The sequence below is a fragment of the Kitasatospora cinereorecta genome (genome assembly GCF_024172095.1).
Classification (GTDB): Bacteria; Actinomycetota; Actinomycetes; order Streptomycetales; family Streptomycetaceae; genus Kitasatospora; species Kitasatospora cinereorecta.
This window is the reverse complement of sequence record NZ_JAMZDX010000003.1, coordinates 384,133-404,271: the sequence shown is the minus strand read 5'-3', so window position 1 is coordinate 404,271 and position 20,139 is coordinate 384,133. Positions and strand designations below refer to the sequence as shown.

Annotated in this window: 22 protein-coding genes; 14 read left to right on the top strand and 8 right to left on the bottom strand. The window is 73.4% G+C overall.

Annotated features, from left to right (window positions below; translation table 11 throughout):
• Positions 1-15: 15 nt before the first annotated feature.
• The 5 genes from deoC to FHR36_RS15395 all read left to right on the top strand — a co-directional run bounded on the left by deoC (position 16) and on the right by FHR36_RS15395 (position 4,805).
• Positions 16-1,002, top strand: a complete 987-nt coding sequence (gene deoC, locus FHR36_RS15415) for a deoxyribose-phosphate aldolase (RefSeq protein ID WP_253799290.1) — start codon at positions 16-18, stop codon at positions 1,000-1,002.
• A 5-nt stretch (positions 1,003-1,007) separates the two neighbouring features.
• Positions 1,008-2,483 carry an aldehyde dehydrogenase family protein gene (locus tag FHR36_RS15410; protein ID WP_253797696.1) on the top strand — a complete coding sequence of 492 codons (1,476 nt, stop codon included), beginning with the start codon at positions 1,008-1,010 and terminating at the stop codon, positions 2,481-2,483.
• The gene (locus tag FHR36_RS15405) at positions 2,476-3,378 is read left to right on the top strand and encodes an aldehyde dehydrogenase family protein (RefSeq protein ID WP_253797694.1); all 903 of its coding nucleotides are present in this window, start codon (positions 2,476-2,478) and stop codon (positions 3,376-3,378) included. Before FHR36_RS15410 ends, FHR36_RS15405 begins: the two co-directional genes overlap by 8 nt.
• Before the next feature lie 343 nt (positions 3,379-3,721).
• The gene (locus tag FHR36_RS15400; RefSeq protein ID WP_253797685.1) at positions 3,722-4,117 is read left to right on the top strand and encodes a hypothetical protein; all 396 of its coding nucleotides are present in this window, start codon (positions 3,722-3,724) and stop codon (positions 4,115-4,117) included.
• Positions 4,118-4,163: 46 nt separating this feature from the next.
• A complete protein-coding gene (locus tag FHR36_RS15395; protein ID WP_253797675.1) occupies positions 4,164-4,805 on the top strand; it encodes an ATP-binding protein in 642 nt (213 codons plus the stop codon).
• A 98-nt stretch (positions 4,806-4,903) separates the two neighbouring features.
• Here FHR36_RS15395 and lysA read toward each other — a convergent pair whose 3' ends face one another.
• Together lysA and FHR36_RS15385 are read right to left on the bottom strand one after the other, a co-directional pair.
• On the bottom strand, positions 4,904-6,178 hold the full coding sequence (gene lysA, locus FHR36_RS15390) for a diaminopimelate decarboxylase (protein WP_253797665.1): 1,275 nt from the start codon (positions 6,176-6,178) through the stop codon (positions 4,904-4,906).
• A gap of 402 nt (positions 6,179-6,580) precedes the next feature.
• Complete coding sequence (locus FHR36_RS15385) at positions 6,581-7,306, bottom strand: SigE family RNA polymerase sigma factor (protein WP_380232571.1); 726 nt, start codon at positions 7,304-7,306, stop codon at positions 6,581-6,583.
• A gap of 295 nt (positions 7,307-7,601) precedes the next feature.
• On the opposite strand from FHR36_RS15385, the gene FHR36_RS15380 reads away from it, so the two are divergent.
• The 4 genes from FHR36_RS15380 to FHR36_RS15365 all read left to right on the top strand — a co-directional run bounded on the left by FHR36_RS15380 (position 7,602) and on the right by FHR36_RS15365 (position 10,940).
• The gene (locus FHR36_RS15380; protein ID WP_253797661.1) at positions 7,602-8,279 is read left to right on the top strand and encodes a response regulator; all 678 of its coding nucleotides are present in this window, start codon (positions 7,602-7,604) and stop codon (positions 8,277-8,279) included.
• 32 nt (positions 8,280-8,311) lie between these two features.
• Positions 8,312-9,874, top strand: coding sequence for an ATP-binding protein (locus FHR36_RS15375; RefSeq protein WP_253797659.1), 1,563 nt, complete (start codon positions 8,312-8,314; stop codon positions 9,872-9,874).
• Complete coding sequence (locus tag FHR36_RS15370) at positions 9,871-10,218, top strand: hypothetical protein (RefSeq protein WP_253797657.1); 348 nt, start codon at positions 9,871-9,873, stop codon at positions 10,216-10,218. The genes FHR36_RS15375 and FHR36_RS15370 overlap by 4 nt, the downstream gene beginning before the upstream one ends.
• A 146-nt stretch (positions 10,219-10,364) precedes the next feature.
• The gene (locus tag FHR36_RS15365; protein ID WP_253797655.1) at positions 10,365-10,940 is read left to right on the top strand and encodes a VanZ family protein; all 576 of its coding nucleotides are present in this window, start codon (positions 10,365-10,367) and stop codon (positions 10,938-10,940) included.
• Here the strand turns inward: FHR36_RS15365 and FHR36_RS15360 are convergent.
• Positions 10,885-11,658 (bottom strand): hypothetical protein, encoded by a 774-nt coding sequence (locus FHR36_RS15360; protein WP_253797653.1) that lies wholly within the window; start codon positions 11,656-11,658, stop codon positions 10,885-10,887. The two genes, FHR36_RS15365 and FHR36_RS15360, sit on opposite strands and share 56 nt — an antisense overlap.
• 562 nt (positions 11,659-12,220) lie before the next feature.
• Between FHR36_RS15360 and FHR36_RS15355 the strand changes: the two genes are divergently transcribed.
• Positions 12,221-12,403, top strand: a complete 183-nt coding sequence (locus FHR36_RS15355; protein WP_253797651.1) for a PspC domain-containing protein — start codon at positions 12,221-12,223, stop codon at positions 12,401-12,403.
• A gap of 94 nt (positions 12,404-12,497) precedes the next feature.
• Here FHR36_RS15355 and FHR36_RS39335 read toward each other — a convergent pair whose 3' ends face one another.
• On the bottom strand, positions 12,498-13,082 hold the full coding sequence (locus tag FHR36_RS39335; RefSeq protein WP_301330252.1) for a hypothetical protein: 585 nt from the start codon (positions 13,080-13,082) through the stop codon (positions 12,498-12,500).
• A 198-nt stretch (positions 13,083-13,280) separates the two neighbouring features.
• Positions 13,281-14,429, bottom strand: coding sequence for an adenosine deaminase (locus FHR36_RS15345; RefSeq protein ID WP_253797650.1), 1,149 nt, complete (start codon positions 14,427-14,429; stop codon positions 13,281-13,283).
• A 111-nt stretch (positions 14,430-14,540) separates the two neighbouring features.
• On the opposite strand from FHR36_RS15345, the gene FHR36_RS15340 reads away from it, so the two are divergent.
• Both FHR36_RS15340 and FHR36_RS15335 read left to right on the top strand, forming a co-directional pair.
• Positions 14,541-14,897, top strand: a complete 357-nt coding sequence (locus tag FHR36_RS15340; protein ID WP_253797649.1) for an ArsR/SmtB family transcription factor — start codon at positions 14,541-14,543, stop codon at positions 14,895-14,897.
• Complete coding sequence (locus tag FHR36_RS15335; RefSeq protein WP_253797648.1) at positions 14,894-15,316, top strand: SRPBCC family protein; 423 nt, start codon at positions 14,894-14,896, stop codon at positions 15,314-15,316. The genes FHR36_RS15340 and FHR36_RS15335 overlap by 4 nt, the downstream gene beginning before the upstream one ends.
• Positions 15,317-15,335: 19 nt before the next feature.
• On the opposite strand, the gene FHR36_RS15330 is transcribed toward FHR36_RS15335, so the two are convergent.
• Together FHR36_RS15330 and FHR36_RS15325 are read right to left on the bottom strand one after the other, a co-directional pair.
• A complete protein-coding gene (locus tag FHR36_RS15330) occupies positions 15,336-15,683 on the bottom strand; it encodes a VOC family protein (RefSeq protein WP_253797647.1) in 348 nt (115 codons plus the stop codon).
• A gap of 128 nt (positions 15,684-15,811) precedes the next feature.
• Positions 15,812-16,768: a LysR family transcriptional regulator gene (locus FHR36_RS15325; protein WP_253797646.1), complete on the bottom strand. Its 957-nt coding sequence runs from the start codon at positions 16,766-16,768 to the stop codon at positions 15,812-15,814.
• Positions 16,769-16,831: 63 nt separating this feature from the next.
• Here FHR36_RS15325 and FHR36_RS15320 point away from each other — a divergent pair, with 63 nt between their 5' ends.
• On the top strand, positions 16,832-18,127 hold the full coding sequence (locus FHR36_RS15320) for an MFS transporter (RefSeq protein ID WP_253797645.1): 1,296 nt from the start codon (positions 16,832-16,834) through the stop codon (positions 18,125-18,127).
• A gap of 43 nt (positions 18,128-18,170) precedes the next feature.
• Positions 18,171-18,725, top strand: coding sequence for a Uma2 family endonuclease (locus tag FHR36_RS15315; protein ID WP_253797644.1), 555 nt, complete (start codon positions 18,171-18,173; stop codon positions 18,723-18,725).
• 28 nt (positions 18,726-18,753) lie between these two features.
• Here the strand turns inward: FHR36_RS15315 and FHR36_RS15310 are convergent, their stop codons facing one another.
• Positions 18,754-20,031, bottom strand: a complete 1,278-nt coding sequence (locus FHR36_RS15310; protein ID WP_253797643.1) for a thymidine phosphorylase — start codon at positions 20,029-20,031, stop codon at positions 18,754-18,756.
• Positions 20,032-20,139 lie beyond the last annotated feature (108 nt).

Sequence of the window (20,139 nt, the reverse complement as noted above, 5' to 3'; positions counted from 1 at the left end):
GCTGCTCTGGTGACTATGTCCACTCTTGCAGCCAATGCCCCCGGTGCTGCGGGCAGCGGTCTCGCGGACGTTGCGGCGTCCGAGGCCTCGCTCCGCCGCTTCCTGCACGGCCTGCCCGGCGTCGACCAGGTCGGCCTGGAGGCCCGCGCCGCCACGCTCGGCACCCGTTCGATCAAGACCACGGCCAAGGCGTACGCCATCGACCTGGCCATCTCGATGATCGACCTGACCACGCTCGAAGGCGCGGACACGGTCGGCAAGGTCCGGGCGCTCTGCGCCAAGGGCCGCACCCCCGACCCGTCCGACCCGGGCACCCCGCGGGTGGCCGCGATCTGCGTCTATCCGGACATGGTCGCCACCGCCAAGGACGCGCTGCGCGGCACGGCGATCCAGGTCGCCTCGGTCGCCACCGCCTTCCCGGCCGGCCGGGCCGCCCTCCCGGTGAAGCTGGCCGACACCGCCGACGCGGTCGCCGCCGGCGCCGACGAGATCGACATGGTGATCGACCGGGGGGCCTTCCTCTCCGGCCGCTACCTGGACGTCTTCAACGAGATCGTCGCCGTCAAGGAGGCGTGCAGGCGTCCCGACGGCACCGCCGCCCACCTGAAGGTGATCTTCGAGACCGGCGAGCTGCAGACGTACGACAACGTGCGCCGCGCCTCCTGGCTGGCGATGCTGGCCGGCGCCGACTTCATCAAGACCTCCACCGGCAAGGTCGCGGTCAACGCGACTCCCCCGGTGACCCTGCTGATGCTCGAGGCCGTCCGCGACTTCAAGGCGCAGACTGGAGTCCAGGTGGGCGTGAAGCCGGCCGGCGGCATCCGCACCACCAAGGACGCGATGAAGTACCTGGTGATGGTGAACGAGACCCTGGGCGACGACTGGCTGACCCCGCACTGGTTCCGCTTCGGTGCCTCCAGCCTGCTCAACGACCTGCTGATGCAGCGCCAGAAGCTGACCACCGGACGGTACTCCGGTCCCGACTACGTGACGGTGGACTGAGGAACATGGCCAAGAACAAGAACGTCGAGGAGCCGGTGAAGAAGTCCGGCCTCTTCGAGTACGCCCCCGCTCCCGAGTCGCCCGCCGCGGCCGGCGACATCGCGAGCTCGTACGGTCACTTCATCGGCGGCGAGTTCGTCGACTCCTCCGGCAGCGAGGCGCTGAAGACCGTCAACCCGGCCACCGAGCAGGTGCTGGCGGAGTTCGCGCAGGGCACCGACGAGGATGTGGACCGCGCGGTCACCGCCGCCCGCAAGGCCTTCGCCGACTGGTCGGCGCTGCCGGGCAGCGAGCGCGCCAAGTACCTGTTCCGGATCGCCCGGATCGTCCAGGAGCGCTCCCGCGAGCTGGCCGTGCTGGAGTCGATCGACAACGGCAAGCCGATCCGCGAGACCCGTGACGTCGACCTGCCGCTGGTCGCCGCGCACTTCTTCTACTACGCGGGCTGGGCCGACAAGCTGGACTACGCCGGTTACGGGGCCAACCCGAAGCCGCTCGGCGTGGCCGGCCAGGTCATCCCGTGGAACTTCCCGCTGCTGATGCTGGCGTGGAAGATCGCCCCGGCGCTGGCCACCGGCAACACGGTGGTGCTGAAGCCGGCCGAGACCACCCCGCTGACCGCGCTGCGCTTCGCCGAGATCTGCCGCCAGGCGGGCCTGCCCAAGGGCGTGGTCAACATCGTCACCGGTGACGGGCGGACCGGCGCGGCGCTGACCGCGCACCCGGACGTCAACAAGGTGGCCTTCACCGGCTCCACCCCGGTCGGCCGGGCGATCGCCAAGCAGCTGGCCGGCACCCGCAAGAAGCTCTCGCTGGAGCTCGGCGGCAAGGCCGCCAACATCGTCTTCGACGACGCGCCGATCGACCAGGCGGTCGAGGGCATCGTCAACGGCATCTTCTTCAACCAGGGCCACGTGTGCTGCGCGGGCAGCCGGCTGCTGGTCCAGGAGTCGATCCAGGACGAGCTGCTGGACGCGCTCAAGCGCCGGATGGGCACCCTGCGGGTCGGCGACCCGCTGGACAAGAACACCGACATCGGCGCGATCAACTCGGCCGAGCAGCTGGCCCGGATCACCGCGCTGACCGCGGCCGGCGAGGCCGAGGGCGCCGAGCGCTGGTCGCCGGCGTGCGAGCTGCCGGGCAACGGCTTCTGGTTCCGGCCGACCCTGTTCACCGGCGTGTCCCAGGCCCACCGGATCGCCCAGGAGGAGATCTTCGGGCCGGTCCTGTCGGTGCTGACCTTCCGCACCCCCGCCGAGGCGGTCGAGAAGGCCAACAACACCCCGTACGGCCTGTCGGCCGGCATCTGGACCGAGAAGGGCTCGCGGATCCTCTGGATGGCGAACCGGCTCAAGGCCGGCGTCGTCTGGGCGAACACCTTCAACAAGTTCGACCCGACCTCGCCGTTCGGCGGTTACAAGGAGTCGGGCTACGGCCGCGAGGGTGGCCGCCACGGTCTGGAGGCCTACCTCGATGTCTGATGTCATCGCGCGTCTTGAGGTCCTCAAGACCTACAAGCTGTACGTCGGCGGGAAGTTCCCGCGGTCCGAGAGCGGGCGGGTGTACGAGGTGACGGACTCCAAGGGTCAGTGGCTCGCCAACGCCCCGCTCGGCACCCGCAAGGACACCCGCGACGCGGTGCTCGCCGCTCGCGCGGCGGTCAAGGGCTGGGCCGGCACCACCGCGTACAACCGCGGCCAGGTGCTCTACCGGGTCGCCGAGATGCTGCAGGGCCGCCGCGAGCAGTTCACCGCCGAGGTGGCGACGGCCGAGGGCCTGAGCGCCAAGAAGGCGGCCGCCCTGGTGGACGCCGCCATCGACCGCTGGGTCTGGTACGCGGGCTGGACCGACAAGGTGGCCCAGATCGCGGGCGGCGCCAACCCGGTCGCCGGGCCGTACTTCAACCTGTCCACCCCGGAGCCGACCGGTGTGGTCGGCGTGGTGGCGCCGCAGCGCGGCACCGGCTTCTCCTTCCTCGGCCTGGTGTCGGTGATCGCCCCGGCGATCGCCACCGGCAACACCGTCGTGGTGGCCGCGGCCGCCGACGCGCCGCTGCCGGCGCTCTCGCTCGGCGAGGTACTGGCCACCTCCGACGTGCCGGGCGGCGTGGTCAACATTATCTCCGGCCGGACCGCCGACATCGCCCCGACGCTGGCCTCGCACCAGGACATCAACGCGCTCGACCTGGCCGGTGCGATCGCCGTCGAGGGTCCCGGCGCGGCGGCGGCCCTGGAGGCGTCCGCCGCGGATACATTGAAGCGAGTGCTCCGGCCCGCCGAGGACCAGTCCGCACTGGACTGGACCGATGCGCCCGGAACCGAGCGTCTGCTCTCGTTCCTGGAGACCAAGACGGTCTGGCACCCGATGGGCATCTGAGCCTCCGCGGTCGACCCGGAGCGGCGCCGACCGGGACAACTCCACACAGACCGGCCGTCCCCCGTGCCCCAACCCCCCCCGGGGGCCCGGACGGCCGTGACGGGCCCGCACTCTCCCCCCCCTGGTGCGGGCCCGTCGACTGTCTGCCCCCGGACCGATCGAGCGGCCGCCGTCGGGTCCGTCGACCGGCTGCCACCGGGTCTGCCGATCGTCCGGGGTACCGGGCCCGCTCGGACGCCTCGGGGTCCGACTTTCGTCGTCGCGGGTCCAGCCGATCGGTGGACGCGCGGACGGGGTGCCGGCGGCCATCCTGGAGCCCTCGACGACAACCGTGGGAGGGGCCGTGTGGGAGATCCTGGCCGACGTGGCGGTACTGGTGGGGGACGGACCGTTCCGGGCGGTGCGCGCCCGCCGGGCAAGGCGCCGCCTGCAGACGGGCCTGCCGGCCCGGATACCGTGCTCCGCCCGGTCTGAGCGGCCCGGCTGGCCCGCCCGGTACACCGACGGCAGCGTGCTGCTCACGCCGGGCCGACCGACCGCCGCGTTCGGCTCCCGGGCGTACCCGTGCCTGCGGTTCGCGGTCGGTGGCGAACGTCACGACCCGGAGCCGAAAGCCTGGTACGACCAGGACCGGTCGGCCGTCGTCTACCACCCGTCGGCCGGGGAAACACCGGTCTACCTGCAGGTTCACAGCCAGTACCTGCCGGCGCTGAGACTCGGGCTGGCCGGCGTCCGCTGACCGGCGGGTTTCGGCTGGGGGTTCCGATGCGTCAGACTGGTGTCTCGTGAGTGACTCCCCGCTGAATCGTCGTGCGACCTCCCGTGCCCGCGTGATCCTGCTCTCGGGACCGTCGGGATCGGGGAAGTCCTCACTGGCCGAGCGCAGCGGCCTGCCGGTGCTCCAGCTCGACGACTTCTACAAGGACGGCGACGACCCGACGCTGCCGCAGTTCGCGGACGGCGGCACCGACTGGGACTCCCCGCTCTCCTGGCACCGCGAGGAGGCGCTGGCCGCGATCCGGCAGCTGGCCGATACCGGCCGGGCCGAGGTGCCCGTGTACTCGATCCCGGACAACGGCCGGATCGGCACCCACGCGCTGGAGCTCGGCGAGGCGCCCGCCTTCATCGCCGAGGGCATCTTCGCCGCGGAGATAGTCGAGCAGTGCCGGGCCGAGGGCTTGCTGGGCGACGCGCTGTGCCTGCGCAACGGGCCGCTGACCACCGCCTGGCGCCGCTTCGGCCGGGACGTCCGCGAGGGCCGCAAGTCCCTGCCGTACCTGGTGCGGCGCGGCTGGCGCCTGATGCGGGCCGAACGCGGCATCGTGGCCCGCCAGGTCGAGCTCGGCGCGTACGCCTGCGACGGGCTGGAGGCCGAGCGCCGTGTCCACGCCGTCGCCCGCCAGGAGTCGCTCGCGCTGCGCGCCTGACCCGCCCCCTGGCCGTACCTGTACCCACCCCGCCCCCGAGCCGTACCAGTACCCGCCCCCGCCGCCCGCGCGGTCACCCGCTCGCGGTCCGCGGCCGCTCACAGATCGCGGCGCAGCAGGTCCGCGTACGTCTCCCGGCGCACCACCGCCCGGTGCCGTCCGTCGCGGCAGAACACCACCGGTGGCCGGAGCGCGCCGTTGTAGTTGTTGCTGAGCGCGTACGTGTAGGCGCCGGTGGCCGGGACGGCGATCAGGTCGCCGGGGCGCGGGTCGCGCAGCGGGACGCCGGTGACGAGTTCGTCGCCGGACTCGCAGTGCCGGCCGACCAGACGGCAGGTCTCGCCGCCGCCGACCCGGGTGGCCACGGTGGCCTCGAAGCGCTGCCGGTAGAGGGAGACCTCCAGGTTGTCGCCCATGCCGCCGTCGACCGCGACGAAGGTCGCGCCGGCGCCGCGCTTGACGGTGACCGCCCGGTAGAGGGAGACGCCGGCCTCGGCCACCATCGACCGGCCCGGCTCGATCAGGATCCGGGCGGTGGCGGGCAGGACGCCGCGCGCGGCGCCGATGAGGGCGTCCAGGTAGGCGGCGACGCTCGGCGGGTGGTCGTCGTAGCTGTAGCGGGCGCCGAGGCCTCCGCCGAGGTCGTAGACGGCGAAGTCGCCGAGGGCGGCGACCGCCTCGACGGCCCGGCGGAACGGTTCGGTGTCGAGGATCTGCGAGCCGATGTGGACGTGCACGCCGTCCAGGCGCAGCCGGTCGCTTCCGCGCAGCCGGGCGATCGCCTCCTTCGCCGGCGCCGGCAGCAGGCCGAACTTGGAGTCGGCCTGGCCGGTGGAGACGGCCGCGTGGGTGGCGGGCCGGATGTCCGGGGTGACCCGGACCAGTACGCCCTGCTCCCCGCTGGCCGGGACGCAGCGGTCGTCGGCGAGGATCCGCTCCAGCCGGTCGATGTCGTCGAAGCCGTCGACGACGATCAGTCCGGCCCCGGCCTCGACGGCCGCCCGAAGCTCGGCCGTGGTCCTGGCGTTGCCGTGCACCACCAGGGCGGCCGGGTCGGTGCCGGCGGCCAGGGCGAGGGCCAGCTCGCCGCCGCCGGCCACGTCCGCGCCGAGGCCCTCCTCGGCCATCAGCCGGTAGACCGCGGTGCAGGGGAACGCCTTGGAGGCGAAGACGACCCGCGAGTTCGGCCACCGGGCGGCCAGCCCGTCGGCGTACGCGCGGGCCCGGGCCCGCAGCGCGCCCTCGTCGACCAGCAGGGCGGGGGTGCCGTACCGCTCGGCCAGGTCGGTCACCGGGCAGCCGCCGATCAGCAGGGTGCCGTCCCCGTCGAGCCGGGTGCCGGGTGGGAAGAGTCCGATCAGGTCGTCGCGCATGGGGCCCGTGCCTTTCGCGGTCGGCCGGCGTGCGGCATCCGACCACCCATGGTGGGCGTCGCGGCCCCCGCTCGGCCAGCACCGCGCAGGCCGGACCGAGGAAACCGGACGGAAACCGGACGGGATCCGGACGGGATCCGGACGGGATCCGGACGGGATCCGGACGGGATCCGGACGGGATCCGGACGGGATCCGGACGGGATCCGGACGGGATCCGGACGGGCCAGCAAGGCGAACGGGAAAAGCGGACGGACCCGGTGCTTCTCCCCCCTGCACCGGGCCCGTCCTCAGTGGCCGGGACTACCCCCCAGGCCGTCGCTCCCCCGAGCCGACGGCCGGTGTCCCGGCCTCATTCACCCGTCCCCCGACGGGAGTTCTCAGATATTCTCGGCGGCTGCCGCCTCAGGCCACCAGCTCGCCGAAGGCGTGCACGGTGTCGCCGGTGCGGTTCAGCTGGTCGTCGTCGCGCAGCCGGCGCAGTGCGCGCCAGATGGAGCTCTTCACGGTGCCGACGCTGATGCCGAGGATGTCGGCGATCTCCGGATCGGTCCGGCCCTCGTAGTAGCGCAGCACCAGCATGGTGCGCTGGTTCTCCGGGAGCTTGGCGAGCGCCTGCCAGAGCACGGCGCGCAGCTCGGTGCCGCCCATGGCGTCGGTGTCGCCGGCCGTCTCCGGCAGCTCCTCGGTCGGGTACTCGTTGACCTTGCGGCGCCGCCAGGCGGAGATGTGCAGGTTGGTCATGGTGCGGCGGAGGTACCCGCCGACCGCGGCCTTGTCGGTGATCCGGTCCCAGGCGCGGTAGGTGGAGAACAGCGCGCTCTGCAGCAGGTCCTCGGCCTCGTAGCGGTCGCCCGTCAGGTGGTAGGCGGTCGCGTAGAGGGAGGCCCGGCGCTCCTGCACGTAGGCGGTGAACTCGGCCTCGCTGGTGCTGGAGGGGCCGGATTCGGTCGCACTCCCCATGCGACCGACTCCGTACAGCTCCCCACCCTTGCCCCCACCCGCCTGACGGCGGGCTCCGACGCTGTGTGCGCACCCCCGTACGACCACGGCGCCGGAAGTCCGGTCCGTCCGCGCCTCGTACCGCACGTGCAGCGAGCCGGTGGCTGACCGTGCCCCGGTACGGGTCATCAGCGTTGCGGTCATCGTGCACCCCCATGTTCGGTACGAGCGGATCTGTTCGCCGCCTCCGCACCGGTGGTGACCTGGTGCGTCGTCCTGGCGACAAGGAAAATCCTGCCCGCTGCTCGTCATGGCGGTGTCCGCCGACTGTCACAGCGGTGTCACAAGCTCCGGGGCCTCGGTCCACAGGGGATCATCCGGGCGGACGTCAGAATCGGCGGCTCCGGTTCCCGGGAGGCGCCAGATGGTTATCCGGATCCCCCGGGTGGGTGCTTCGCTGCTCCGCTTGGGCCAGAATGAGCCCGTGCCTTTCCTGCTTCTGATCGAGGACGACGACGCCATCCGGACCGGTCTCGAACTCGCCCTCACCCGCCAGGGCCACCGTGTGGCCACCGCCGCCTCGGGCGAGGACGGCCTGAAGCTCTTCAAGGAGCAGCGTCCGGACCTGATCGTGCTGGACGTGATGCTCCCGGGCATCGACGGATTCGAGGTCTGCCGTCGGATCCGGCGCAGCGACCAGCTGCCGATCATCCTGCTGACCGCGCGCTCGGACGACATCGACGTGGTGGTGGGGCTGGAGTCCGGCGCCGACGACTACGTGGTCAAGCCGGTCCAGGCCCGGGTGCTGGACGCCCGGATCCGGGCGGTGCTGCGCCGCGGCGAGCGGGAGAACTCCGACTCGGCCGCGTACGGCAGCCTGGTGATCGACCGCTCGGCGATGACCGTCACCAAGGACGGCCAGGACCTGCAGCTGACCCCGACGGAGCTGCGGCTGCTGCTGGAGCTCAGCCGGCGCCCGGGCCAGGCGCTCTCCCGGCAGCAACTGCTGCGTCTGGTGTGGGAGCACGACTACCTGGGAGACTCCCGGCTGGTCGACGCCTGCGTGCAGCGGCTGCGGGCGAAGGTCGAGGACGTGCCGTCGGCCCCGACGCTGATCCGCACCGTGCGCGGGGTCGGCTACCGACTCGATCCGCCCGCGTGAGTGCCTGACTCCCCGAGCTCTGCGAGAACTTGTTGACTGACCTATCGACTCCGCGCCGGTTCCGGTCGGGGCCCTGGCGACGCCTGCGCTCGCTGCGGGTGCGCCTGATCGCGGTGTTCGCCGCCGTCGCGCTGGTCACCGCGGTGTCCGCGTCCGGAATCGCCTACTGGCTGAACCGGGACGCGGTGCTCAAGCGTGCCCAGGACACCGCGCTGAACGACTTCCGGGTCTCGCTGACCCGCAACGTCTCCGCGCTCCCGCTCGGCGCGAGCTGCCCGGACCTCACCAATCTGGCCGTGCAGGTGGCCAGTTCGGGTCTGAACTACGACGTGGTGGTGGTCGACGACGCGCTGCCCGGTTGCGTCGCCTCGTCCGACCCGGCCCGGTTCTCCACCGCGCAGGTGCCGGCCTCGCTGCGCGCCGCGGTCGCCAGGCCGCGGGAGACCGGCCCCGGCAATCCGTACCCGTACCACCTGTACTGGCAGCGGGTGAACCTGGACGGCCCGTACGTGGTCGGCGGCACCCGGGTGGTGCCGACCGGGCCGACCGCCTACATGTTCAAGTCGCTGCAGAACGAGCGCGCCGATCTCAACACCCTCGCCTGGTCGCTGGCGATCGCCACCCTGCTCGCCCTGATCGGCTCGGCGCTGCTCGCGCAGGCCGCGTCGGCCACCGTGCTGCGCCCGGTCAAGCGGCTGGGCGAGGCCGCCCGGCAGCTCGGCGAGGGCAAGCTGGACACCCGGCTGGAGGTCGAGGGCGGCGACGAACTCGCCGACCTAGCACGGACCTTCAACATGGCCGCCGAGTCGCTCTCCGCGCAGGTCACCGAACTCTCCGCGCGGGAGGCGCAGTCCCGGCGGTTCGTCGCCGACATGTCGCACGAGCTGCGCACCCCGCTCACCGCGATGACCGCCGTCACCGACATCCTGGAGGACGAGGCGGACTCGCTCGACCCGATGATCGAGCCCGCGGTGCGGATCGTGGTCAGCGAGACCCGGCGACTGTCGGACCTGGTGGAGAACCTGATGGAGGTGACCCGCTTCGACGCCGGCACGGCCCGGCTGGTCGCCGACGAGGTGGACATCGCCGACCTGATCATGTCCTGCATCGACGGCCGTGCCTGGTACGACGCGGTCGAGGTGGACGCCCCGCGCGGCATCCGCGCCGTGGTCGACCCGCGCCGCCTCGACGTGGTGTTCGCCAACCTGATCGGCAACGCCCTCAAGCACGGCGGCTCGCCGGTGCGGGTGAAGGTCCGGCAGACGGACGACACCGTCGTGGTCGAGGTCTCCGACAGCGGCCCCGGCATCCCCGAGGACGTGCTGCCGCACGTCTTCGACCGCTTCTACAAGGCCGACAAGGGCCGTGCCCGGTCCGAGGGCAGCGGCCTGGGCCTGTCCATCGCGATGGCCAACGCGCAGATCCACGGCGGCGCCATCACCGCCGCCAACGGCGCGGCGGGCGGCGCGGTGTTCACCCTCACCCTGCCGCTCACCCCGCCCACCGCCGAAGACCCCGACTGCCCCGACCGCCAGGACCGCGCGGGGGGCGCGGGCGCCGCCGACGGTGCGGCGAGCAAGGAAGAACCGAAGTGAACCCCCGTCGCGCCCTCCCGCTGACCGCCCTCGCGCTGGTCGCCCAACTCGCCCTGGCCGGCTGCGGCATCCGCCCCACCGCCGTCCCGGTGGACGCGGGCGCCCCGGCCAGCCGGACCGCCTGCCCGTCCCCGGTGCAGGTGCCGAACGCGCCCAGCAGCCCGTCCGGGGCCTCCCCCGCGCCCGCCCCGTCGACGACCCCGGGCGCGTCGGCGCCCGGCTCGGCGCCCGGCTCGGCGCGCGCGACCGGTGGCGCCTCGGCCGCCCCCTCGGTGACCGCTCCGGCCGCCAAGAGCCCGTCGGCGCTGTTCAGCGCCTCGGCCTCGCCCAGCCACTGCCCCTGACCGAAGCGGATGGAACCGCCCCGGCCCGGGCGCGCGTCCTGGGGGACGTGCACCGACATGGCACCACCGCGCGAACCGGAATTCCCGTCGAGGACCGGCCTGCCGAGCAGGCGACCGGGCCGGGAGCGTCCCGTCCGCTCCGCACGGTGGCCCGGGTGCTGCTGGCCGTCCACCTGGCCGTCCTGACCTGGCTCTCGCTCCGCCCCGTCCCGGTGAGCTGGACCGAGCCCGCCAACCTCACCCCGCTGGCCTCCGTCCACCACGCGCTGGACCTCGGCGGGTTCGCCGCGGTCCGCCGCCTCGCCGCCGGACTGCTGCCGCTGGCGCCGGTCGGCGTGCTGATCCCGCTCGCCGGCGGACGCCTGCACACCCGCTGGCTGCCGTCCTTCCTGCGCACCACCGGCGCGGTCGCGCTGCTCGCCACCGGCCTGGAGATCATCGAGGGCTGGGCCCCGGGCCACGTCCTCGACGTGGACGACATCCTGCTCGGCACGGTCGGCGCCGCACTCTGCCACCTGCTGGTGCTCCCGCCGCTGCGGGCGCTGTCCGCGCACCGTCCCGCCCGCGCAGACCGGGCCGACCGGGCCGACCGGGCCGCAAAGACCGACGGGCCCGCCGCCGCACCGAACTCCGGTACGACGACGGGCCCGCTGATCAGCGCCGTGCTCAGCCCTTCAGGTACTTCGATGCATCGACCACCTGGGCAGCCGGCGGCGGGGTGACCGTCACCGGCTTCTCGAAGTCGGTGAACGTCATCGTCGCGGGCTCCTTGCCGGTGACGGTCATCTCCAGCAGGTAGGGCTCGCCCTCGGCGGCGATCGCGATCTCGGCGGAGGTGTCGCCGTCCTTGTCGGTGATCACCACCGCGTTCGCCGAACCGACCTGCTTGGTCCCGCCCTTGACCGCGCCGGCGGTGTCGTCGCTGCCGTCCTCCTTCTTGCCCAGCTGCTTCAGCGCCTCCAGGCCCATGTCGCAGAAGGTGGCCATGCCCTTGACCGCGGCGTTGTCCCCGCCGCCCTTCAGCCACTTGCCGGCCATGGTCTTCGACGTCCCGGCGCCGATCGACTTCTCCCAGAAGACCTGGTCCGGCTTCAGCCACACCGTGGTGCCGGAGCGCATCAGGTCGAAGCCGCCCTGGTCGCCCTGGCTCACCTGACCCACGCAGTTGCCGGACTTGTCCTCGGCGACCGTGCCGGACACGTGGGTGCCCTCCGAGGTCACGTCGAAGGTCAGCTTCACGGAGGTGACCTTGGCGTTCGCCTCCTCGGCCTTCTTGATCAGGTCGGCCGCCGACAGCGCGGCGGCACCGCTCGGCGACGGCGAGGCCGCGGCCGGGGCGGCGTCCGCGCTCTTCTTCTCCTCCGTGGGCCCGCAGGCGGCGACGCCCACCGAGGCGACCGAGGTGACCAGGGCGGCGGCGAGCAGCCGGGAAAGACGCATGACGATCCTTTGCGAGAGAACTGTGGTGTCGCTCGCCCACGGCGCCACCGCGCGGCACCCCGTCACGCACGGCCCGGCCCCGAACGCACGGGCGGCGGGCACACTTTCTCATCCGGCTCCCAGGTTCCCGGACAGCACCCCGGAGCCGATTACCCGGCCTTTACATGCCACCAAAAGCGCGATCCGGACACCGGCGCACACCCTTCGCCCGGGCAGTCGCCCCGCCGTCCGGCAACTACCGTCCGGCACCGGGAGCGGTGACGGACCATCGGCCCGGTTCCAGCGCTCCTGGTCGGCACCCGGGCGCCGACCGCTTCCACGGGCTCGCAGCGGATGCGTGGACGGTGTGAAGACGGATGCCTGGACGGCGTGATGACCGGAGCCCCGCGGCCCGAGGTCGGGGTCCTGCCCTGAGACGACCCTGAGACCGGCGGCGGGCGACCCCGGGCGGACTTCGGGGGTCGGGATCGGCTTCCGGGCTGACGAATCCGCAGGTCGGCGCGGGGAGGATGGAATCACACCCGCCGGAGGGACCGGCCGGGTACCAGACCTCGGAGTCGTCATGAGTTCGCTCGCCCGCCCCCGCCACAACCGCGTCATCGCCGGCGTCTGCGCCGGGCTGGCCAAGCGCTTCGGCCTGAGCCCGTGGACCGTCCGGATCCTGTTCCTGCTGTCCTGCCTGCTGCCCGGCCCGCAGTTCCTGATCTACCTGGCGCTCTGGCTGGTGCTCCCCCAGGAGCCGTGATCCGCGACCGGCGGGTGCCGGTGTGCCGACGGCTGAGGGCCGCTTCCCGCAGTGTGCGGGAAGCGGCCCTCGGCCGTACGCGTGGGGCCGGTGGTCAGCCGCCCAGGCCCGGCAGGCCCGGGGCGCCGCCGCCGGTCGGGCTCAGGCTGCTGAGGGTGCCGACCACGCCGCCGACCGGGGTCTTGGCCAGGCCCTGGCCGCCGGGGACGGAGTCCAGCCCGCCGATCCGGTTGGCGGCCGCGGGCGCGTGGGCCGCGGCCGGCACCCGCTCGGCACCCGGGGCGTCCATCGCCGGGACGTCGGTGGCGGGGGCGGCGATCTCCGGCGCGGCCGGGGCTGCCGGCGCGGGCGCGGCAACGGGGGCGGCCTGGGCCGGAGCGGCGGCGGGCGCCGGGGCGGCCGGGGCGGGGGCGGCCTGGGCCGGAGCGGCGGCCGGCGCCGGGGCCAGCGAGTTGGCCACGCCCGGGTTGAGGGTGCCGGCCACCTGCGTCACCGAGTCGGCACCGGGCACCTTGGACACCGCGCCGGTGGCGGCACCCGCCAGACCGGGGTTGGTGAGCGCGCTGGTGGGCAGTCCGAGACCGCCAGGGGCGGCGGCAGAGGCGGAACCCGCGGCGACGGCGGCGATCGCGACGCCCAGCGCGGCCGTACCGGCAGCCTTCAGAGTGGCCTGCTTCATGTGTTCGTCCTCGAGTCCTGGTCGGGACGACGCACCGGCGCGCGTCCGAGGGACGCCCACCACTACGCCGAGTCATCAATGACTGGCCCACCGTAGTGACACGGACTCGTGAGGATCAAAGGAGCGTCACCCACTCGACTGATTAGTCGGATGAGCGCCGGGCTCTCGGCGACAGCCCGGCGCCCATCCGGGCAGGTGTCAGCCGCGCGGGCTGAACAGCCACTCCGCCTTGAGCTCGGCGTAGCCCGGCTTGATCACGTCGTTGATCATCGCGAGCCGCTCGTCGAAGGGCAGGAAGGCGGACTTCATGGCGTTCACGGTGAACCACTCCATGTCGCCCAGGGTGTAGCCGAAGGCGTCCACCAGGTGCTGGAACTCCTGGCTCATGCTGGTGCCGCTCATCAGCCGGTTGTCGGTGTTGACGGTCACCCGGAACTTCAGTCGGCTGAGCAGCCCGATCGGGTGCTCGGCGTACGAGGTCGCGGCGGCGGTCTGCAGGTTGGAGGTCGGGCACATCTCCAGCGGGATGCGCTTGTCGCGGACGTACGCGGCCAGCCGGCCGAGCTCGACCGAGCCGTCCTCGTGCACGGTGATGTCGTCGACGATCCGCACGCCGTGGCCGAGCCGGTCGGCGCCGCAGCACTGCAGGGCCTCCCAGATCGAGGGCAGGCCGAAGGCCTCGCCGGCGTGGATCGTGAAGTGGTTGTTCTCGCCCTTGAGGTAGTCGAAGGCGGCCTGGTGGCGGGTGGGGGGGTAGCCCGCCTCGGCTCCGGCGATGTCGAAGCCGACCACGCCGTGGTCGCGGTGGCGGTTGGCCAGCTCGGCGATCTCCTGGGAGCGGGCCGCGTGGCGCATCGCGGTCAGCAGCGTGCCGACCCGGATCCGGTGGCCCTTGGCGCGGGCGTTGGCCTCGCCGAGGCGGAAGCCTTCGTTGACGGCGTCGACCACCTCGTCGAGGGTCAGGCCGCCCTCCAGGTGCTGCTCGGGGGCATAGCGGACCTCGGCGTAGACGACGCCGTCGGCCGCCAGGTCCTCGGCGCAGTCGGCGGCGACCTTGATCAGCGCGTCACGGGTCTGCATGACGGCGCAGGTGTGCGCGAAGGTCTCCAGGTAGCGGACCAGCGAGCCGGAGTCGGCGGCCTCGCGGAACCAGACGCCGAGTTCCTTGGGGTCGGTGGTGGGGAGGCCCTGGTAGCCGCAGGCGGCGGCCAGTTCGACGATGGTCTCGGGCCGGAGCCCGCCGTCCAGGTGGTCGTGCAGGAGCACCTTGGGGGCGCGGGCGATCTGCTCGGGGGTGGGAATGCGCGGGGCCGTCGTGCCCGCAGTGGCAGGGATCTGCTTCTCCATTGCGGGAGTGTAGCTCCTACGCGCGTAGATTCCCACTCGCCACACCAGTCATCTCATGTCGGAATTCTCCGACGCTTGACCTGTCGGAAATCTCCGACGTATCGTCCCGGCGTGGCCCCCGACGTCTTCAGCGCACTCGCCAACCCCGTCCGCCGCCGACTGCTCGACGCCCTGCTCGACGGTCCCCGCGCCGCGGGCGATCTGGCCGGACGGTTCGACCTGAGCCGTCCCGCCGTCTCCGAGCACCTGCAGGTGCTGCGCCAGGTCGGCCTGGTCCGCGAGGAGCCGCGCGGTCGGAAGCGCTACTACCACCTCGACCCGCGGCCGCTGGCCGAGGTCGGCCGGTGGCTGCACCCCTTCGAGAACTACTGGCGCGGCCGCCTGGACGCCCTCGGCGCCCTCCTCGACGCCGAGGCGGACGACGTCCCCCGCCCCGCCGACTCCCCCGACCCGGACGGATCCCGATGACCGACTCCCCCGACTCCCCCGACTCCCCCGCCATCCACCTCGACGTCTTCCTCCCGCACCCGCCCGCCCGGGTCTGGCACGCCCTCACCGACCCCGAGCAGCACGCCCGCTGGTGGGCCGCCGGGGACGTCCGCGCCGAGGTCGGCCACCGCTTCACCCTGGACATGGGCCCCTGGGGGCAGCAGCCCTGCATGGTCCTCGCCGTGGAGCCGGAGCGGATGCTGCGCTACTCCTTCGCCGAGGGCTCCCTCGACACCACGCTGACCTGGCGGCTGGCGCCGGAGGGCGAGGGCACCCGGCTGTTCCTGGAGCACGCCGGCTTCGACCTGGCCTCCCCGCTCGGCCGGACCGCGCTGGAGGGCATGGGCCGGGGCTGGCCGGACGTGCTCGACCGACTCGGCCGGGTGCTGGCCGGCTGACACCCGGCGGCGCGTACGCTCAGCCGCCGTGCGCGGTGGGGTGGCGCGGCTCGTACAGCCCGACCTCACCGCCGCCCGGCAGCCGAAGGGCGGTCGTCCGGCCCCACCGGGCCTCGCTCACCGGGGCAGTGAACTCCACTCCCCTGGCGGCCAGTTGCTCCATAGTGGCGGCCAGGTCCGAGCACATCAGGTAGAGCTCGTGGGACGGCCCGTCCGCCGGGTGGACCGCCACCTCGGCGGGCGGCAGCCGGAAGATCAGCCAGCCCCCGCCCGCGTCCACGTGCGGCCACTCCAGCACGTCCCGCAGGAACGCCCGGTCGGCCTCGGCGTCACGGCTGTAGACGATCACATGCGCACCGTTGATCACGCCTGGATGCTACGCGCGGCCGGGGCGCCGACCGGCCGGCCGCGCCGCAGCCGTACCGCATCCGGAGCAGCCCGAGGACGCACGCCGCGCCCCGGCTCGGTCGTGTCCCGGCTCGGTCGCGTCCCCGCTCAGTCGTGCTCCAGCAGCCGCCCGCGGCGGGAGAGCACGAAGTCCCGGAACGCCTCGACCGGCGGGGTCAGCGGCCGCCCGGCCACCCAGGCCAGCCCGATCGCCCGGCGGGTCCGCGGGGCAGTGACCTCCAGCTCCACCACCCCGGGCCGGGGTACCAGCGCGGGCGGCAGCAGCGCCACCCCGAGCCCGGCGGCGACCAGGCCGCGCAGGGTCTCGGCCTCCTCGCCCTCGAAGGCGATCCGGGGCACGAACCCCGCCTCGGCGCAGAACCCGTCGGTGATCACGCGCAGCCCGTACCCCTCCTCGACGGCCACCCACGGCTCGTCCGCGACCTCGGCGAGCCGGATCCGGCGGCGGCCGGCCAGCCGGTGGTCGGCCGGGACGACCAGGTGCAGCCGCTGCTCGTCGAGGGCTCGGGCGGTCAGGTCCGGCGCGTCGGGCAGCGGCGAGACCAGGCACAGGTCCAGTTCGCCGGCGCGCAGCCGCTCCAGCATCGCGGCGACGTAGTCCTGCACCAGCTGGAAGCGCACCCGCGGGTGCCCGGCGCGAAAGCCCCGGAGCAGGGCGGGCACCGCGTCCGTCCCCATGGTGTGCAGGAAGCCGAACGCCACCCGGCCGGCCGCCGGGTCGGCCTCGGCCCGGGCCGCGTCGGCGCCGCGCTCCAGTTCGGCCAGCGCCCGCTCCACCGAGCCCAGCAGCAGCCGCCCGGCGCGGGTCAGCCGGACGGTACGGCCCTGCCGGGCCAGCAGGTCCACCCCCAGCTCGGCCTCCAACCGCGCGACCGCCCGGGACAGCGTGGGCTGCTCCATGCCGAGCAGCTGCGCCGCCCGGGTCACGTGCTCCAGCCGGGCGACCGCCGCGAACTGCGCCAACTGCGGTGCGAGGCGCAGCACATCCGCCTCCGGGTCGAGCTCGACGGGACGGACCGGCTGCGAGCTGCTGTCATACGTCACGGTATCGATCATCCCGCATTCATGTATTGGACGCATCAGCGGCGGCGATCCTAACGTCGAGCCATGCAGCCCGCCAGTACCGAGGCGTCCCTCGCGGACGCCCGCGCCGTGTCCCCCGTCCCCGAACTCCGCCACCGCCCGGGCGACCGCGCGTTCCGGCACGCCAACCTCGCGTTGTTCGCCGCCGGCATCGCCACCTTCGTCCTCCTCTACTCCACCCAGGGACTGCTGCCGCTCCTCTCGGCGGACCTCGACCTGACGCCCGGACAGGCCAGCTGGACCGCCTCGGCGGCCACCCTCGGCCTCGCCCTGGCGCTGCTCCCGGCCAGCGCGCTCTCCGACCGGTACGGGCGGACCGCGGTGATGACCGCCTCCACCCTGGCCGCCTCGGTGCTCGCCCTGACCCTGCCCTTCGCCCCGGACCTGACCACCCTGGTGGTGCTGCGCGCCGTCCAGGGCGCGGCGCTGGCCGGACTGCCGGCCACCGCCATGGCGTACCTCGCCGAGGAGGTCCACCCGAGCGCGCTGGCCTCGGCGATGGGCCTGTACGTGGCCGGCAACTCGATCGGCGGGATGGGCGGACGGCTGGTCTCCGGCTGGGCCGGCGCCGCCTGGGGCTGGCGCTGGGGGCTGGCCGTCTCGGCCGTGATGGCGCTGCTCGCCGCGCTGGCGTTCCGGCTGCTGATCCCCCGGGCCCGGCACTTCCGGCCCGCCCCGGTGGACGCCCGGGCGCTGGCCCGCACCGTCGCCGGGCACCTGCGCAATCCGCTACTGCTGCGGCTGTACGCGCTGGGCATGCTGTTCATGGCGGTGTTCGGCGCGGTCTACAACACCGTCGGCTACCGGCTCACCTCGGCGCCGTTCAACCTGCCCGAGTCGATGGCCGCCTCGATCTTCGTGGTCTACCTGGTCGGCACCGCGACGTCGGCCGGCGCCGGGAAGCTGGTCGGCCGGCTCGGCCGCCGCGGCGCGCTGTACGTGGCGATCGGCGTCACCGCCGCGGGGCTGCTGCTCTCGCTGGCCGGCACGCTGGCCGCCGCGCTCCTCGGCCTGGTGCTGATCACCGCCGGCTTCTTCGCCGGCCACGCCACCGCCTCGTCCTCGGTCGGCCGCACCGCCACCCACGGCCGCGCCCAGGCCTCGGCGCTGTACCTGATCGCCTACTACCTGGGCAACAGCCTCGGCGGCACGATCGGCGCCGACGCGTACCACGCCACCGGCTGGGACGGCGCGGCCGCGGTCGGCCTCACCGCGATGACCCTGGCCGCCGGCGTCACCCTCTACGCCACCCGGCAGGCCGCCACCGCCCGCCGCGCCACCGCCCCGGCCCGCACCCGGACCCGGACCCGGGCGGCCTGAGCGACGGACCCGGGCCGCCCCAACTCGTCGTTACACTCCGGACATGGGGACCGATCCTGCCGTATACGCCCGGCTACGGAAGATCGCCGATCAGCTGCCGGAGGTGCCCGGGGTGGGGAAGATCGAGATCGCCGAGGGCCGGATCGTCATGACGATGTCCCCGGTCGGCCGGCACGAACTCGCGGTCGTCCGAATCGCCCGGCAGCTCAACGCGCAGATCGAGCGGACCCACCCCGGCTGTCTCGCCCACGGCGGCGCCGACCTGGAGGACGCCGGGCTCGGGCGGCTCCGCAATCCGGACCTCATGGTCTTCCCCGAGGCCGCGCTGGAGGCGGAGAAGCCCGCGCTGCTCCCTCACGAGGTGCTGCTGGTCGTGGAGGTCGTCTCCAAGTCCAACCCGGAGAACGACTACGACCACAAGGTCCGCGACTACGCCGCGATGGGTATCCCCCTCTACCTGCTGGTCGACCCGCGCAAGGGCACGGGCATCGTCCACGATCAGCCCGGCTACGCCGTCCGGACGCCGTTCACGTTCGGCGACACCGTCACCGTCGGTCCGTGGACCATCGACACCGGCGTGCTGCTGACGTACGCCTGACCCGGCGTACGTCAGCAGGGGCGGGCCGTCAGGCGATGCGGTCGAGGACGATCGGCTTCGGGGTGAAGGCGGTGCCCGGCTCGGCGATGCGGATGCCGCCGGCCAGCGCCTCCATGGCGTAGTCGAAGCGCTCGGGGGTGTCGGTGTGCAGGGTGAGCAGCGGCTGACCGGCCGTCACGGTGGCACCCGGCTTGGCGTGGATCTCGACGCCGGCCCCGGCCTGCACCGGGTCCTCCTTGCGGGCGCGGCCGGCGCCGAGGCGCCAGGCGCAGACGCCGACGGCGTAGGCGTCCAGTTCGGTGAGCACGCCGGAGGAGGCGGCGACGACCTGGTGCTGCTCCTTGGCGACCGGGAGGGCGGCGTCCGGGTTGCCGCCCTGGGCGGCGATCATGCGGCGCCAGTGGTCCATGGCGGAGCCGTCGCGCAGCGCGTCGGCCGGGTCCTTGCCGTGGACGCCGGCGGCGTCGAGCATCTCGCGGGCCAGGGCCAGGGTCAGCTCGACCACGTCGGCGGGGCCGCCGCCGGCGAGCACCTCGACGGACTCGCGGACCTCGAGCGCGTTGCCGGCGGTGAGGCCGAGCGGCACCGACATGTCGGTGAGCAGGGCGACGGTGTTGACGCCGGCGTTGGTGCCGAGGCCGACCATGGTGCGGGCCAGCTCGCGGGCGTCGGCGATGTTCTTCATGAAGGCGCCGGAGCCGACCTTGACGTCGAGCACCAGGGCGCCGGTGCCCTCGGCGATCTTCTTGGACATGATCGAGGAGGCGATCAGCGGGATGGCCTCGACGGTGCCGGTGACGTCGCGCAGCGCGTACAGCTTCTTGTCGGCGGGGGCGAGGCCGTCGCCGGCGGCGCAGATGACGGCGCCGGTGTCGCGCAGCACGGTCATCATCTCGTCGTTGGAGAGCAGGGCGCGCCAGCCGGGGATGGACTCCAGCTTGTCCAGGGTGCCGCCGGTGTGGCCGAGGCCGCGGCCGGAGAGCTGCGGGACGGCGGCGCCGCAGGCGGCGACCAGCGGGGCGAGCGGCAGGGTGATCTTGTCGCCGACGCCGCCGGTGGAGTGCTTGTCGGCGGTGGGCACGCCGAGGGCGGAGAAGTCCATCCGCTCGCCGGAGCGGATCATGGCGTCGGTCCAGCGGCCGATCTCGCGCAGGTTCATGCCGTTCAGCAGGATCGCCATGGCCAGCGCGGACATCTGCTCGTCGGCGACCTCGCCGCGGGTGTACGCGTCGATCACCCAGTCGATCTGGCCGTCGGTCAGCTCGCCGCGGTCGCGCTTGGTCCGGATGACGGAGGGGGCGTCCATGTGTGCTCCAGGAGGGTGGATCAGAAAGACGGTTCAAAAGCAGCGGAAATGCGAAGGCTGCGGAAATGCGAAGAGTGCCGCGGGATGTCCTGCTCTCCCGCGACACTC